The organism is Arenibacter nanhaiticus, assembly GCF_900141935.1.
GTDB lineage: Bacteria > Bacteroidota > Bacteroidia > Flavobacteriales > Flavobacteriaceae > Arenibacter > Arenibacter nanhaiticus.
On the sequence record NZ_FQYX01000014.1, the window covers coordinates 43,376 to 60,234 of the forward strand.

Below are 16,859 nucleotides of genomic sequence, written 5' to 3' on the forward strand. Positions count from 1 at the left end.
AAAGTAGCATGATAAAGACAGATATACTAATTATTGGCGCGGGGCCAACCGGATTGTTTACCGTTTTTGAAGCGGGTTTATTAAAATTGAAAACGCATTTAATCGATGCCTTGCCACAACCTGGTGGTCAATGTTCTGAAATCTATCCAAAAAAACCAATATATGATATTCCGGCCTTTCCCGAAATTCTCGCCGGGGATTTGGTTAAAAATTTAATGCAACAAATTCAGCCTTTCGAACCTGGTTTTACCTTGGGAGAAAGAGCAGAAACCTTGGAAACCTTAGAAGATGGTTCTTTTATAGTCACCACCAACAAAGGTACAAAGCACCACGCTCCAGTAGTGGTAATTGCTGGCGGATTGGGATCTTTTGAGCCTAGGAAACCTTTAATTCCGAATATTCAGAGTTTTGAAGATAAGGGAGTGGCATATATTATAAAAGATCCGGAAGTATACCGCGACAAAAAAGTAGTAATTTCTGGAGGAGGTGACTCTGCCTTAGATTGGGCGATTTTTCTTTCCGATGTAGCTGCTGAAGTTTCTTTGGTACATAGAAGAAACGAATTTAGAGGAGCGTTGGATTCTGTTGAAAAGGCCGCTGCACTGGCCAAGGAAGGGAAAATAAAATTGTTTACCGAAGCCGAAGTAGTAAAGATTTTTGGTGACGAACAATTAGAAGCAGTGATTGTAAAACACAACGATGCTGCCAAGGGAGAAACCTATGTAGAGGCCGATAATTTTATTCCTTTGTTTGGACTTTCGCCTAAATTAGGGCCTATTGGCAATTGGGGATTGGAAATAGAAAAAAATGCTATTAAAGTAGATAACTCCTATGATTACCAGACCAATATTCCAGGGGTATATGCTATAGGCGATGTAAATACCTATCCAGGGAAACTCAAATTAATACTTTCTGGTTTCCACGAAGCGGCAGTAATGTGTCAGAGTGCCTACCAAAAGATTAATCCGGGAAAGCGCTATGTAATGAAATATACTACCGTTGGAGGTGTAGAAGGTTTTGATGGAACTAAAAAAGAAGCTAAAAAAGAAGTAGTACAAAGTATTTTGGCCTAATTGAGAAATACCTAAGGGGAAGTCCCCTTAGGTATTCCCTTTCATATTACTTACCTTAATTTTAAAAGTAGCTTAGATGCTACAATGCACTCTTCAAAGCGTTAAAAACCCTTCAATTTGCTTGCTTTTGCCGTTGTTGTTGCGTTACTTTGTAGCTTGTTCATTACCAAATTGTAATACGTTATCAAGAAAGGCGGAGGGATTAGACCCAATGAAGCCTTAGCAACCCTTTTTTCCACGCCGATAGCGCTCGGAAGGAATGAAGAAGGTGCTACTTTCTAATCCTGTCAGGATGCCCAAAAAGGGTCTTCGTGGCACAGGAATAGATAACAAAAGAAACCAGGGGCAACCACTTTTCCTTTACTTGATATTTATTAATTTTTAAACTACCGTTTCTCTTGGCGTGCCCTTTAGTATTCGGTGACCAGTTTTTGGGCATAGTAGTCACTTTACCAAGTAGCCACTAGGGGCCACAAGTTTTTAGGGAGAAATGTTCCAAACTTATAAGAAAAGGAAAATGAAAAATATACAGGAGATCCTAAAGGAGAGAATTTTAATCTTGGATGGTGCCATGGGGACCATGTTACAGCGCTATAAATTTACCGAAGAAGATTTTCGGGGTGAAAGGTTTAAAGATTGGGCTCACCCTTTGCAGGGGAATAACGATTTGTTGTCCCTTACCCAACCCGAAGCCATTGCCGATATACACCGACAATATTTTGAAGCGGGAGCCGATATTGTGGAAACCAATACCTTTTCGTCAACCACTATTGCTATGGCCGATTACCATATGGAGGAATTGGTATATGAGTTAAATTATGAATCGGCGCGTATTGCGAAGAAGGTCGCAGACGAATTTACGGCCAAGGAGCCTCATAAACCCCGTTTTGTAGCAGGTAGTATAGGACCTACGAACAAAACCGCTAGTATGTCTCCCGATGTAAACGATCCGGGATACCGCGCTATTTCTTTCGATGAGTTGCGCGAGGCCTATAAGCAACAAATAGAAGCATTATTGGATGGGGGGTCTGATATTTTATTGGTAGAGACCGTCTTTGATACCCTAAATGCCAAGGCAGCATTATTTGCCATAGAAGAAGTAAAGGAAGAAAGAAAAATTGATGTTCCAATTATGGTGAGCGGAACGATTACTGATGCCTCGGGAAGAACGCTGTCTGGACAGACGGCCGAAGCTTTTTTAATATCTATTAGTCACATTCCTATTTTATCTGTCGGTTTAAATTGTGCTTTGGGCGCGAGTCAGTTAGTGCCGCATTTAGAGGTGCTCTCTGCCAAATCGGATTATGCGATTTCTGCCCATCCCAACGCAGGATTGCCAAATGCTTTTGGAGAGTACGATGAGACGCCAGAACAAATGGCGGCCCAAATAAAGGAATATGCCGAAAAACAACTGGTGAATATCGTAGGGGGATGTTGTGGGACTACTCCCGAGCATATTGCTGCTATGTTGGCCATCGTAAAGGATCACAAGCCTAGAGGTGTCAATATTTTGGAAAAAGTTGTTCTATGATACCTTCCAGAAAATTTTTGGAGGAAGCAGGCAAAAGGGTAGCTCCTTTTGTACATAAAACCCTTGTCTTAACATCCTATTTTTTAAATGAGAAGTCTGGAGCCCAATTATTTTTTAAATGCGAAAATTTTCAAAAAATGGGCGCTTTTAAAATGCGTGGTGCCATTAATGCCATTCAACAATTAAGTGATGCACAAAAAAAGGCAGGCGTAGTAACGCATTCTTCGGGCAATTTTGGGCAGGCTTTAGCCTTAGCCGCAAAAAGTTTGGCAGTACCGGCCTATATTGTAATGCCGCAAAGTGCTCCTTCTGTTAAAGTGGAAGCGGTACGCGGGTATGGTGGATTGGTCACGATTACAGCATCGAACTTGGAAGCAAGGGAAAAAGCGGCCGATAAAATCGTCCAGGAAAAGGGCGCTGTCTTATTACACCCCTCCAATGATATGGAAGTGATTTTAGGACAAGGAACAGCCGCAATGGAACTGCTTGAAGAAATCGAGGATTTGGACTATATCCTAACCCCTGTCGGCGGCGGTGGACTCCTTGCGGGGACTGCTCTGGCCGCTCATTATTTTGGGAAAAACACTAGAGTAATCGGCGGGGAGCCCTTGGCCATGGATGATGCCTATAGGGCATTGAAAAGTGGAAAAATAGAAGCCAATGAATTTGGAGATACTATAGCGGACGGACTTAAAACGAATTTAGGAGATATAAATTTTCCGATTATTAAAACATTGGTGACCGATATCATACGAGTAGAAGAAGATGAAATTATAGCTGCGATGAGATTGATCTGGGAAAGAATGAAAATAATTATAGAACCTTCCAGTGCAGTGGCATTTGGCGCTCTATTAAAGGAAAAAGAACGGTTTAAAAATAATAAAGTAGGCATAATACTCTCGGGAGGCAACGTAGACCTATCTAATTTGCCCTTTTAAAAGAAGTATTACCAAAATCTTTACAGCATAAAAAATGAGTACAGAAAACAATAACCGGCAAGCGGATACAAATAGATATTTAAAGCTTTCAGGATTGGAGCCCTTGGTAGTTACCCCAGAAAGTAATTTTGTAAATGTAGGAGAAAGGACTAATGTGGCAGGTTCCAAAAAATTCCTGAGGCTGATTAAGGAAGAGAAATATGAGGAGGCCTTGGACATTGCCAGAGACCAAGTAGAAGGTGGTGCGCAGGTACTTGACGTGAATATGGATGATGGGCTTTTAGATGGAGTTGAAGCCATGGTAAAGTTCTTAAACCTGATTGTAGCGGAACCAGATATAGCCAGGGTACCCATTATGATCGATAGTTCTAAATGGGAAATTATTGAGGCGGGACTCCAGGTAGTACAAGGGAAATGTGTGGTGAACTCTATTAGCCTTAAAGAAGGCAAAGAGCAATTTGTACAGCATGCCAAAATGATCAGGCGCTATGGTGCTGCCGTGATCGTAATGGCTTTTGATGAGGTAGGACAAGCCGATGATTTTGATAGACGTTGTGAAATTTCGAAACGTTCTTATGACATTTTGGTCAATGAAGTGGGGTTTCCTGCTGAAGACATCATTTTTGATTTAAATATATTTCCTGTGGCAACAGGAATGGATGAACACAAGTTGAATGCCATCGATTTTATTAAGGCTACGGCATGGGTAAAGGAAAACTTGCCTTATTGTAGCGTTAGTGGTGGGGTTAGTAATGTGTCCTTTAGTTTTAGGGGGAACAACCCGGTAAGGGAAGCCATGCATTCTGTTTTCCTTTATCACGCTATTAAGGCAGGAATGAATATGGGGATTGTGAACCCTAATATGTTGGAAATTTATGACGACATTCCCAAGGATCTTTTAGAGCATGTAGAAGATGTTATTCTTAACCGTAGGGACGATGCTACGGAACGTTTGTTAGAATTTGCAGAGAATGTCGTTGGAAAGGCAAGGGAAAACAAAGTCGATCTTTCTTGGCGCGAAGACCCCTTACAAGACAGAATAACCAGAGCCTTGGTAAAAGGTATAGACCAATATATAACAGAAGATGTTGAAGAGGCAAGGCAGAAGGCATCTAAAACCATAGAGGTTATTGAGGGGCATTTAATGATAGGGATGAACGTGGTTGGCGACTTGTTCCAAAGCGGTAAAATGTTTTTGCCCCAAGTTGTAAAATCGGCTAGGGTAATGAAAAAGGCAGTGGCGTATTTGCTCCCTTTTATAGAAGAGGAGAAATTGTTAAACCCAAATCATCAGGAAGGGAATTCTCATAACGGTAAAATTCTAATGGCTACCGTAAAAGGCGATGTACACGATATTGGAAAAAATATCGTGAGTGTGGTACTTGCCTGTAACAATTACGAAATAGTAGATTTAGGGGTCATGGTACCCCCGGAAAAAATAATTCAAGCTGCCAAGGATGAAAATGTCGATGTTATTGGCCTAAGTGGTCTTATAACCCCATCTTTGGATGAAATGGTATTTTTGGCCAAGGAAATGGAACGCCAAAACTTTAAAGTCCCCCTACTTATTGGCGGGGCAACCACCAGTAAAGCCCATACGGCCGTGAAGATAGATCCTCAATACCAAAGTGCCGTGGTACACGTAAACGATGCCTCGCGTGCCGTTACCGTAGTAGGGGATTTGTTGCAGAAAGAAACTTCTCTAAAATATAAGGAGAGCATTAAGTTAGACTATGAAGATTTTAGGAATAAATTCTTAAATAGAGGCAAGCATAAAGAGTATTTGAATATCGCACAGGCGAGGGAAAATAAATATCAGGTAGATTGGAGCAAGGCCGAAATTATAAAGCCTAAAGAATTGGGGATTCAGATTATTGAAGAATTTGATTTTAATAAATTGTTGCCCTTCATTGATTGGTCTCCATTTTTTAGAAGTTGGGAATTACACGGTAAGTATCCAGATATCTTAGAAGATGAGGTGGTGGGTACGCAAGCGACCGAGCTTTTTGCCGATGCCCAACAGATGTTGAAAATGATATTGGATAAAAATTTGTTTAAGGCCAAGGCTGTTTTTGGACTGTTTCCGGCCAATACAGTAAATGATGACGATATTGAGCTGTTGCATGAAGGGAAACCGTATATATTTAGGACACTACGCCAACAAACAAAGAAGTATGCAGGGAAACCTAATTTTGCCCTTTCCGATTTTATCGCACCGAAGGATAGTGGTCTTCAGGATTATATAGGTTGTTTTTGTGTTTCTACAGGATTTGGTGCCGACGAACTTGCCGATACCTACCAAAAGAATTTGGACGACTACAACAGCATTATGGTGAAGGCCTTGGCCGATAGGTTTGCCGAGGCTTTTGCCGAATACCTGCACAGGGAAGTCCGAAAGGAACATTGGGGCTATGTTCCGGAGGAGGGATTGAGCAACGAAGAATTGATCAAAGAATCCTATATAGGTATACGGCCTGCGCCAGGGTACCCGGCATGCCCTGACCATTTGGAAAAGTTGACTATTTGGGAAGTGTTGCAAGTAAAAGAAACAATAGGGGTGTCGCTTACCGATAGTTTGGCCATGTGGCCTGCTGCTAGTGTCAGCGGTTATTATTTTGGTAGTAAGGAGGCTAGGTATTTTGGTGTTGGTAAAATTAAAGAAGACCAAGTCGAAGATTTTGCCAAACGTAAGAACATGCCGTTGGAGGAGGCTACAAAATGGTTGGCTCCGAATATAGCGGATGACTAAAGAGGTGTTGATGGTGATGGAGGCTCGCGTTAGGGATTGAGGTTTTGTTGAAGCTCTTTACATGTTGTCCTTGCGAAAACAGCAAGGACAACATGTAAAAGCGACTACCGAAAGCCCGCCCGAACGCCCTAAAAAAATAGAGTTTAAAAGAAATTATTAAATAGAAACCCCAGCGGTTTCGGGTTAGTTTAGTAGAAATGAAAATTACGGATCACATTAAAAATGCACAGGGGAAGACCTTGTTTTCGTTTGAAATTGTACCCCCGGTAAAGGGAAAGGGGATTCAGGAACTTTATAATAATATAGATCCTTTGATGGAGTTTAAGCCGCCTTTTATCGATGTTACAACTTCTAGGGAAGAGTATATTTACATCGAAAGGGATGGGTTATTGGACAAAAAACTGACCCGTATGCGTCCGGGAACTGTGGGGATTTGTGCTTCTATTCAGCATAAATACAAGGTAGACACGGTGCCACATTTGTTATGTGGCGGTTTTACCAAGGAGGAAACCGAGTATGTGCTGGTAGATTGCCATTACTTGGGTATTGACAATATTATGGCTTTGAGGGGCGATGCCAGAAAGGAAGAGAAATATTTTAACCCTACCCAAGGCGGGCATTCTTATGCCAAGGATTTGGTGAAACAGATTAAAAATTTAAACGACGGGAATTATTTGCACGATACGGTGGACGCTGCCTATAGTGTCGATTTTTGTATTGGGGTGGCCGGGTACCCTGAGAAGCATTTAGAAGCACCATCCTTGCAAACCGATCTTAAAAGGTTAAAGGAAAAGGTTGATGCCGGAGCCGATTATGTGGTTACCCAAATGTTTTTTGACAACCAACGTTTCTTTGAATTCGTAGCTGCGGCGAGGGATATGGGAATTGATATTCCGATTATTCCAGGGATAAAACCTATTGCCGTGCAAAGGCATATGCAATTGTTGCCTCAGGTTTTTAGGATAGATTTGCCCGAAGATTTGATACAGGCAGTGGATGCTTGTAAGAATAATGCCGCGGTAAGACAGGTAGGGATAGAATGGGCCATTCAGCAGTCCAAAGAATTAAAGGCAGCCGGGGTTCCTGTTTTGCATTACTATTCCATGGGGAAATCTGATAACATACAGGCCATTGCGAAAGCGCTTTTTTAAGGCCTAATAGTAAAAAGATTGCCCCGTTACCTTTGGTATCGGGGTTTTTTTATGGCTTTTTATGATTTGTATAGGCACATTTTTTTTGCAAAAAGACTTAATGATGAGACTGAGGGAAAATATAGATAGTAATTTGCTTCCCTGTATTTTGGTAGGAGCCGCCGTATGAAATTCTAAAGTTCCCTTTTTAATTTTTCCTACATTTGTTTTCTATGAACTTAAGGTTACTGATCGTTTACTGTTTCTGGGCGGGGTGTTGCTTTTCCCAGGGCCAAGAAGAATCTCAAAAGCAGGTGTTGGATATGAGCCATTTCTACGGCTCTATTTTATTGCACAATCCTGATATTTCGCATCTGATTACCGACCATCCGGGAGGAGTGATTTTAAGTTATAACAAAAAAACATATGGGGATAAGCTATGGCAGCAGCGTTTTAATTACCCCGATACCGGATATTCCTTGGTATACCAAAATATGAACAACAATACCTTGGGGAAAAATATTGGGCTGTATGTACATTACAATTTTTATTTTCTAAGGCGAAACCTTCAGTTTAGGCTAGGACAGGGCATAGCGTATAATACCAATCCCTTTGATAAGAATGAAAATTTCAGAAACAATGCCTATGGCTCTCATTTGTTGAGTTCGACCTATCTGATGTTGAATTATCAGCGGGAAAATATTTTTAATGGATGGGGCGTTAAGGCCGGGTTATCGGTCATACACTACTCTAATGCGAACGTAAGGGCCCCCAATACCTCTACCAATACTTTGGGGGCGAACATAGGGCTGACCTATGATTTGGACGGGGGGGGGACAATTAGGTATAAAAGACATGCAGATACCCTGAAAACCAAGGGAGCTTTACGTTATAATTTGGCCTTTAGAAGTGGAATTAATGAGAGCGATGTAGTAGACTCTGGGCAATATGCCTTTTATATTTTTTCGGCCTATGCCGATAAACAGGTGGGACGTATAAGTGCGTTGCAATTGGGGGCTGATCTATTTTTCTCTAATTTTTTGAAGGAACTTATACGCTATCAGGCGGTTTCTTTTCCCGATTATGGGGTTCGGGCCGATACCGATTATAGACGGGTGGGCGTATTTGTTGGCCATGAGTTGTTCATTAATAAGATGTCGGTAATTTCCCAATTGGGGTATTATGTTTATTATCCTTTTGATTTTGAAGGAAGGGTGTATAATAGAATGGGGATAAAGCGTTATTTTAACGATAAAATTTATGGGGCGGTTAGTCTTAAATCGCACGGAGCAAAGGCTGAGGCAGTAGAATTTGGAGTGGGGATACGATTGTAAAACCATAAAAATTAGTTATTTTAAAAGAAGGCCAAAACAGCGGTAAACAAGAAGAACTGTTCTCTTTTTAAGAAGAAAACACATTATGGGATTCCCATAATATAAAATTACAACATACGTCACATGGGTAATGTAAAAAAACTGGGAAGGAAGACAATTTGGAGGGGTTTAAAGCCAGTAGGGGGACTCTTATTATGCTTCTTAATGCTTAACTGTAATAGTGAAAATTCTATTGATTGTTTTCAAAATACGGGACCTATTGAAAAGGAAGTGGTATCTGTTGCCGATTTTACAAAAATTACGGTCTATGAAAATGTGCAATTGGTAGTGAAACAGGGTGATACCTTAAAAGTAGCCGTAGAAACGGGGAAATATTTGCGTGATGAGGTCAGTGTGACCGTAAAAGATGGGCGTTTGTTGCTACGGGACTCCAATTCCTGTAATTTTATCAGAAAGTATGGGGTCACCCGGGTATATGTTACAGCGCCCAATATCACAGAAATAAGAAGTGGTACGGGGTTAGCAGTAAAGAGTGATGGTGTATTGGCTTTTCCTAGCCTAAAATTGATTTCGGAAAGTTATGTAGAGCCGGAGGCTGGGCATACGAGTGGGGAATTTGCTATGGAGGTCGATGCACAGGAGGTTTCTATCATCTCAAATGGTATATCGTACTATAACCTCAAAGGGAAAACCGTAAATTTTAATATTTTATTCTCTGCAGGGGATTCTCGTCTTGAAGCCGAAGCCTTACTAGCCGATAATATCACCTTTAATCATCGTGGTTCCAACGATATACGAGTAAGCCCGCAACTTTCCCTAAAAGGTATATTACGAGGAACAGGCGACCTGGTTTGTTTTACGGCTCCGCCTATAGTAGAAGTAGAACAATTGTATAAAGGAGCATTGATCTTTAAGCCATAGGCTGCCATTGGCATAAACACACAATTCATGACAATCTTTGAACGTTTTGATGGTTCTTATTTTGTAGGACTATTTATAATTACGCTGACTGATGAGTTCTAAGGAAATACAACTTGCCGAAGAAATGCTGTTACAGTTGATTGAGGAGCAAAGGATTCCCGGATTGGCTATTACTGTACGTAAAAAGAATGCAGTATGCTATGAGAAAGGCTTTGGTTGCGCCAATTTGGAAGACGGAATTCCAATAGATCCCCAGAAAACTATTTTTAGAATCGCAAGTGTTTCTAAGCCCATTGCCGCTAGCGCCTTGGCAGTGATGGTGAACGAAGGGCAAATAAGGCTGGATACTTCATTTTACCAGTACGTTCCTTATTTTCCACCGAAGGAATATGATTTTACGATCGGACAATTGGCGAGCCATACGGCTGGTATTCGGAGTTATAGAGGAATGGAATACGGCTTGGACAAGCCTTTTTCTATAAAAGATGGGATTTCTGTTTTTAAAGACGATCCTTTATTGTTCAGGCCCGGAAGCAACTACCACTACAGCAGTTATGACTGGGTGCTGATTTCCTTGGCCATGGAAGAGGTTAGCGGTTTGCAATTTAAGGATTATGTAAAAGAAAAAGTGTTGGACCCCCTGGGGTTAAAAAATACTTTTGCCGAGATTTCCGGGGAAACAATGCCCTTTGCCGCTACTTTTTATTCTAAAAGGAAGTCGGGTTTTAGAAAAGCGATACCCGTCAATAATTTTTATAAACTGGCAGGAGGAGGATATTTGTCTACTACCGCGGATATAGCCCTTTTGGGAGATTCTTATTTAAACGGAAAAATGTCCGATAATGCTGTAGTGCCTCAGTTCTTAAAATCGCAGCTAATAGAAGGCATTCCTACCTATTACGGCCTAGGCTGGGAGGTGAGTGCCGATAAGAAAGGTAGACCATACTTTGGCCATATTGGGAATGGGGTCGGTGGTTATGCTGTTTTTTATGTGTTTCCAGCACAGGAAATGGTTTTTTCTATCATGACCAACTGCACAAACCCTGGGGTCTTGGAAGAATTGAACGCGGTTATAGATATATTCTTAGAGTAGCCTTGTTCAGTTTTTAAGGGAAAAAAAGTCAAGACTACAATATTAAAAGGAATATGATGGACAAGTTAGGATTGGTTGTTTACCCAAAGGTATGGGGCGAGTTAAAGCCTCCGGATTGGAGTATTTCTAAAAAATCGTTCCATCGTTTTGTAGAATTATTGGCAAACGACTAAGAAATGACAAATTATAATAGAGATTGCTTTGGATACAATAGTCTTTATTAAAATATAAGTGTAATTTTCTTTAAATTTAAGGAATGATCCAAAGGTAGCGTCCATTGGAATTTTATTTTAAGGGCAGCCCATGTTTATGGCCGAGCCTTTGGCAAACAAAATTTAATTAGGAATCACTAAAATTTAAGCAAGATGAAATTTACAAGAAATGCAAATGCCAATTGGAAAGGTGGCGGAAAAGAAGGAAAAGGAACCCTAAGTACTGAAAGTTCTGTATTAGACAAGACTCCATATTCTTTCAATACACGATTTGAGGATGGGGTAGGCACCAATCCTGAGGAACTAATAGGGGCAGCTCTTTCGGGGTGTTATACAATGCAGTTGAGCTTTTTATTGGGCGAAGCTGGGTTTACACCTACGAATCTAGATACCGAGGCGAAAGTGACCTTCGAAGATGGTAGTGTAACTACCATCCATTTGGAACTAAAAGGTAAGGTACCGGGAATAGACGACAAAAAGTTTAAGGAAGTTGCCCAAAAGGCTAAGGAAGTGTGTCCTATTTCCAAACTTCTCAAGGCTAGCATTACTTTAACGGCTACCATAGTAACCTAAAGGATTGTGGCTATAAAAAGTCATTTTAAATTATTGTTTACTTAGTACTAAAGGTGCCCTTCGGATGGACAGTTCGTTAATGGGCATCTCCTTTTTTAAAATATTTTTCTAAAAATATAAATTAACACTTACAGTTTAGGACAATGCCCACAGTCATCTTCCCTTACCATCAATTTCATTTTTATAGGATAATTTCCTGACATGTATTTTTTGAAATGTCCATAAGATGCTCCTTATTGCATGGGCGAGTATAAAAATTATGTAATTTAGTCGGCTGTCAAAAAAAGATATACTTTGAATGCCATTGAAACTATTTTGAGGATCTTCCTTTTGAAATAATTAATATCATTCACATTATTACTACTTATGAATAAACACTTTAGATTACAATTCTTCTCAATCATGCTATTGGCGGTTATGTTCTCTGCCACGGCCCAGCAGAATACTTCACAAATCGCCGGATTAACAGGGCCGATTTTTGAACATGGGGAAGCACAGATCGTTCCCGGTTTTACGGACGAAAAAAAATGGATTAGACATGACCTATGGGTAGAAACGGCATTTGATACCGATGGTGATGGAAAACGAGATAGGATGCATGTGGCGGTCACCAGACCTTATCAAACGGATACCGAAAAATTGAAGTTACCGGTGGTCTATGTTACCAGTCCTTATTTTGCTGGGGTTGCATCAAATATAGAGGGTTTGTTTTGGGATGTAAAACACGAATTGGGAGAAACTCCAAAACCTCGAAGCCATGTAGAGGTAGTACGAACAGGAGAAAGGCCAATAATTTCTAATTCACATATTAAGGAATGGGTGCCAAGAGGGTATATTGTAGTGCATTCCTCTTCTCCTGGGACAGGATTGTCGCAAGGATCGCCAACCGTTGGTGGAGATAACGAGTCCTTGGCTCCAAAGGCTGTTATAGACTGGTTGTGTGGTCGTGGCAAAGGGTTTACTACGCCTTATGGAAAAGAAAGGGTAAAAGCATATTGGTCTACCGGAAAGGTTGGAATGACGGGGACTTCGTTTAACGGAACCTTGCCATTGGCAGCAGCTACTACGGGAGTTAAGGGGTTAGAAGCCATTATTCCAATTGCGCCCAATACTTCTTATTACCACTACTACAGATCTAATGGGCTGGTGCGTTCGCCAGGGGGTTATTTGGGGGAAGATATTGATGTGTTATATGATTTTATCCATAGTGGTGACGAGTCTAAACGCCCTTATAACAATGCAACCGTTAGAGATAGCGAATTGAAGAACGGTATGGATAGGATAAGTGGGGATTACAATGATTTTTGGGCAGGAAGGGATTATTTAAACGATATGGAACCTATGAGGGCCGCTTTATTGATGTCTCATGGTTTTAACGACTGGAATGTGATGCCTGAGCATAGTTATAGAATTTATAAGGCCGCTAAAGAAAAGGGTATTCCTTCACAAATATACTACCATCAAAATGGTCATGGTGGTCCACCACCGATGAAGATGATGAACAGATGGTTTACGCGTTATTTGCACGGTATAGAAAATGGGGTAGAGAATGATGCCAAAGCTTGGATTGTTCGTGAGAACGATCCTCAGGATACCCCTACCGCCTATGAGGATTATCCCCATCCCGAAGCATTACCTGTAGCTTTATACCTAGGGGCGGGAGCACCGGAAAAAGGAGGATTAAGTTTGCATAAAAAAGATGCTCAAGGACAAGAAACCTTGGTCGATAATTATTCGTTTTCTGGTGCCGTGCTGGCACAAGCAGAAAATACCGATCATAGACTATTATACGTTACTCCAAGCTTGTTAGAAGATGTTCATATTTCAGGTGTGCCAAGGGTAACTATTAAACTGGCCAGTAGCAAACCAGCAGCAAATCTTTCGGTCTGGTTGGTGTCCCTGCCTTGGAACAAGGGTAGAAATACCAAAATTACCGATAACATCATCACCCGTGGATGGGCAGATCCCCAGAACCATAGTTCGCTCACCGATGGAAAACCTTTGGTTCCTGGAGAATTTTATGAAGTGAGTTTTGATTTAATGCCCGATGATCAAATTATTGCCAAAGGGCAGCAAATAGGATTGCTGATTTTTTCTAGTGATAGGGAATTTACCCTTTTGCCAAAACCGGGAACTGAATTAACGGTCGATTTGGACGGGACGAGTGTTACGTTGCCGGTCGTAGGAGGTGCTGCAAGTTTTGAAAAGGCGATGGTACAACCATAAATCAAACAACGGAAAAGCATGCCTTTTCTGAAAATTTATAAAAATAGAGCAATGAATTTCAATAGAAATTCATTGCTCTATTTTTATAAATTACCTTGGTTAATTACTTATTGGTTAATCTAGTTGTTCTTCTTAAAGAATACAAGGGGGCAAAATAAAAAGAGCATTAGCTATGGTATGGGAGTGATCTAAGTTGTTGTGGAGAATATTGGAAGAATGGTAAAAATGAATAGAATCAAGAGGTTTTTCCGTTCTATTAAAATAGGTTTGAAGGGCGGCAATACTCAATAATTTTAAATACATTCACGTATTCTGGCTTGGTTTAAAGCAAAGATAATACCTCAGAATATAATAATACGATATGAGATTAAGGATACTGATACTTGGGACACTCTTTTTTTGGCTTCTTTTTCTAGGATGTTCCCAAAAAGAATCCGACAAACTCAGAATAGCCACGGCTGCCAATATGCAATTTGCTATGAAGGCAATTGTGGAAAAATATACGCAAAAGACCGGAGTAGATTGCGAGCTTATTATCGGCTCATCGGGCAAACTAACTTCGCAAATTGTTGGAGGTGCCCCATATGACATTTTTTTAGCGGCCAATATGAAATATCCAGAAGCCGTTTATAATAGTGGATTGGCTTTAAATGCCCCAAAAGTTTATGCTAGTGGAAAACTGGTGTTGTGGTCTATGGAGCCAAATATAGCGGTGAATATAACGAGCTTAAATAGTCCGGAAATAACCAATATTGCTTTGGCCAATCCTAAAACAGCTCCTTATGGGGTGGCTGCAGCCGAAGTATTACAACACTATGGGCTCTTGGAAGCCTTAAGTGACAAGTTAGTTTATGGCGAAAGTATTGCCCAAACAAATCAATTCATTACCTCAAAAGCGGTACAAATAGGCTTTACATCCTTGTCTGCCGTATTGTCCCCAACAGTAAAGGACAAAGGGAGTTGGATGGCCTTAGCTCCTGAATTATACACCCCAATTCATCAAGGAGTTGTGTTGGTCAAACAGGCTAAGGATCCTAAAAAGGCACAAGAATTTTATAACTATCTATTTTCTTCCGAGGCCAAAGAAATCTTAAAAGAATTTGGATATTTGTTATATGAATAGTTTTCAGGGGGCTATTACCCACATCCAAACAAGCGGAAACCTCACTATGGTTATCGTAACCATAAAGGAAAATGTGTCTATAAAGGCAGTATTGATAGATACGCCTAAAACGGCACCTTATCTGGTTTTAGGGCGGGAAGTAACCCTTATGTTTAAAGAAACAGAGGTGATTTTAGCCACAAACGTTGGGGTGTTAAGTATAGATAATGACATTAATGGCCGTGTGAAGGCTATTGAAAATGGGGAGCTATTAAGCCGTATTTGCTTGTCTTCCTCAATAGGCGAAATTGTAGCTGTGATCAGTGTCGATGCGTCAAGAAAGTTAGAGCTAACCGTAGGGAAAGAAGCTACCGCAATGATAAAGTTAAACGAAGTAATACTGTCGCCATAATGGATTGGAATCCACTACTGCTCACTTTTAAATTGGCATTGGTTACGACTGTCATATTATTGCTATTGGCAATTCCATTGGCTTATTGGCTATCTTACTCTAAGGCTAGGATAAAACCGGTTATTGAAACCTTGGTAAGTATGCCTCTGGTTTTACCGCCGACCGTAATTGGATTTTATATGCTTGTAGCCTTTAGTCCAACCAGTGCTATAGGGAGTTGGTTGCTAGAGTGGATGGGTATAAAATTACTTTTCTCCTTTAGTGGTTTGGTGGTCGGGTCCGTTGTGTATAGCTTACCCTTTATGGTGCATCCGGTACAGGCTGGTTTGGCTTCCTTGTCCCCTAGTTTAAAGGAGGCTTCTTATATGATGGGGAAATCTAAATTCACCACCTTGTTTAAGGTGTTGTTACCCAATATTAAACCTGCTCTTTTAACGGGAATAGTATTGACTTTTGCCCATACGGTAGGAGAGTTTGGGGTGGTTTTAATGATCGGAGGGAATATGCCGGGAAAAACTAAGGTGGCCTCTATAGCTATATATGATGAGGTTGAAGCGCTGAATTATGCTGCGGCAAACAGTTATTCACTTATTTTATTTGCCGTCACCTTCAGTATACTTTTATTAGTTTACCTCACCAATGGCGGGTATTTAAAACGATTTTTAAAATGATAGGCCTCCATGTACGCAAAACCCTAAAAGGTAGCGGGAAAAACATAGAACTGGAACTTTCCTTGGATATAAAAAAGGGAGAATTTGTGACGCTTTACGGGGAATCCGGAGCAGGGAAAACGTCGACTTTAAGGTTGCTCAGCGGATTGCTTACTCCCGATTTAGGCAATATAACCGTTGACGGAAGCGTGTGGTTCGATGCAGAAAAACAGATAAACCTTCCATCACAAACAAGGAAATTAGGGTATGTATTTCAAGATTATGCTCTTTTTCCTCATATGTCGGTTCGTCAAAATTTAGAATTTGCCCTGACTAAAGAACAAGCTAGTACCATTGTTGTTGAATTGTTGGAGTTTATGGAGCTGTTAGAGCTACAAGACCGCAAACCCATGAGCTTGTCGGGTGGCCAAAAACAAAGGGTAGCCTTGGCGAGAGCCTTGGTTCAACAACCCGAAATTTTAATTTTGGACGAGCCATTATCAGCCCTAGATTATGCGATGAGGGTAAAATTACAGGCCTATATTTTAAGGATCCATAAAAAGTTTAAGCTTACGACTATTTTGGTCAGTCACGATATAGGCGAGATTGTTAGAATGTCCGATCGGGTTGTAGAATTGCAAGAAGGGAAAGTCATAAAAACAGCTGCCACGGCAGACTTTTTTGGATTAAACAAAGCTAGCGCCAAGTTTAAGTTTACCGGAGAAATAATCAGTATTCAAAAGGAAGACGTTGTTTATGTGGTAGGGGTCTTGATCGGCAATGAGCTTGTTAAGGTAATAGCCGATCTTGCTGAGGTAAGGCAATTGGCAATTGGGGATAAGGTATATGTGGCATCAAAGGCTTTTAACCCTATACTCCAAAAAATATAGTCGGTCTATAGGGGAGTGTCTTTTG

The 16,859-nt window shown here is 40.7% G+C and carries 14 protein-coding genes and 1 riboswitch; all 14 genes read left to right on the plus strand.

Annotated features, from left to right (window positions below; all coding sequences use genetic code 11):
- The first annotated feature begins 8 nt into the window (after positions 1 to 8).
- Positions 9 to 1,073: an NAD(P)/FAD-dependent oxidoreductase gene (locus BUA16_RS09960; RefSeq protein WP_072764602.1), complete on the plus strand. Its 1,065-nt coding sequence runs from the start codon at positions 9 to 11 to the stop codon at positions 1,071 to 1,073.
- Between the two features lie 178 nt (positions 1,074 to 1,251).
- Positions 1,252 to 1,406, plus strand: a riboswitch (SAM riboswitch).
- A 184-nt stretch (positions 1,407 to 1,590) separates the two neighbouring features.
- Positions 1,591 to 2,604 carry a homocysteine S-methyltransferase family protein gene (locus BUA16_RS09965; RefSeq protein ID WP_072764603.1) on the plus strand — a complete coding sequence of 338 codons (1,014 nt, stop codon included), beginning with the start codon at positions 1,591 to 1,593 and terminating at the stop codon, positions 2,602 to 2,604.
- On the plus strand, positions 2,601 to 3,542 hold the full coding sequence (locus tag BUA16_RS09970) for a pyridoxal-phosphate dependent enzyme (RefSeq protein ID WP_072764604.1): 942 nt from the start codon (positions 2,601 to 2,603) through the stop codon (positions 3,540 to 3,542). The genes BUA16_RS09965 and BUA16_RS09970 overlap by 4 nt, the downstream gene beginning before the upstream one ends.
- 34 nt (positions 3,543 to 3,576) lie before the next feature.
- On the plus strand, positions 3,577 to 6,291 hold the full coding sequence (metH, locus tag BUA16_RS09975) for a methionine synthase (RefSeq protein ID WP_072764605.1): 2,715 nt from the start codon (positions 3,577 to 3,579) through the stop codon (positions 6,289 to 6,291).
- A gap of 197 nt (positions 6,292 to 6,488) precedes the next feature.
- Complete coding sequence (metF, locus tag BUA16_RS09980; protein ID WP_072764606.1) at positions 6,489 to 7,442, plus strand: methylenetetrahydrofolate reductase [NAD(P)H]; 954 nt, start codon at positions 6,489 to 6,491, stop codon at positions 7,440 to 7,442.
- 212 nt (positions 7,443 to 7,654) lie between these two features.
- The gene (locus BUA16_RS09985; protein ID WP_072764607.1) at positions 7,655 to 8,755 is read left to right on the plus strand and encodes an acyloxyacyl hydrolase; all 1,101 of its coding nucleotides are present in this window, start codon (positions 7,655 to 7,657) and stop codon (positions 8,753 to 8,755) included.
- A 204-nt stretch (positions 8,756 to 8,959) separates the two neighbouring features.
- Complete coding sequence (locus BUA16_RS09990) at positions 8,960 to 9,676, plus strand: head GIN domain-containing protein (protein ID WP_072764653.1); 717 nt, start codon at positions 8,960 to 8,962, stop codon at positions 9,674 to 9,676.
- A 91-nt stretch (positions 9,677 to 9,767) separates the two neighbouring features.
- Positions 9,768 to 10,769 carry a serine hydrolase domain-containing protein gene (locus tag BUA16_RS09995; protein WP_072764608.1) on the plus strand — a complete coding sequence of 334 codons (1,002 nt, stop codon included), beginning with the start codon at positions 9,768 to 9,770 and terminating at the stop codon, positions 10,767 to 10,769.
- A gap of 365 nt (positions 10,770 to 11,134) precedes the next feature.
- Positions 11,135 to 11,554: an OsmC family protein gene (locus BUA16_RS10000; RefSeq protein WP_072764609.1), complete on the plus strand. Its 420-nt coding sequence runs from the start codon at positions 11,135 to 11,137 to the stop codon at positions 11,552 to 11,554.
- A gap of 366 nt (positions 11,555 to 11,920) precedes the next feature.
- Entirely contained in the window at positions 11,921 to 13,780 is a 1,860-nt protein-coding gene (locus tag BUA16_RS10005) for a Xaa-Pro dipeptidyl-peptidase (RefSeq protein ID WP_262482961.1), read from the plus strand.
- Between the two features lie 361 nt (positions 13,781 to 14,141).
- The gene (modA, locus tag BUA16_RS10010; RefSeq protein ID WP_072764611.1) at positions 14,142 to 14,903 is read left to right on the plus strand and encodes a molybdate ABC transporter substrate-binding protein; all 762 of its coding nucleotides are present in this window, start codon (positions 14,142 to 14,144) and stop codon (positions 14,901 to 14,903) included.
- Positions 14,896 to 15,294, plus strand: a complete 399-nt coding sequence (locus tag BUA16_RS10015; protein WP_072764612.1) for a TOBE domain-containing protein — start codon at positions 14,896 to 14,898, stop codon at positions 15,292 to 15,294. The genes modA and BUA16_RS10015 overlap by 8 nt, the downstream gene beginning before the upstream one ends.
- On the plus strand, positions 15,294 to 15,965 hold the full coding sequence (modB, locus tag BUA16_RS10020) for a molybdate ABC transporter permease subunit (protein WP_072764613.1): 672 nt from the start codon (positions 15,294 to 15,296) through the stop codon (positions 15,963 to 15,965). Before BUA16_RS10015 ends, modB begins: the two co-directional genes overlap by 1 nt.
- Positions 15,962 to 16,834, plus strand: a complete 873-nt coding sequence (locus BUA16_RS10025; RefSeq protein WP_072764614.1) for an ABC transporter ATP-binding protein — start codon at positions 15,962 to 15,964, stop codon at positions 16,832 to 16,834. The genes modB and BUA16_RS10025 overlap by 4 nt, the downstream gene beginning before the upstream one ends.
- The last annotated feature ends 25 nt before the right edge of the window (positions 16,835 to 16,859 follow it).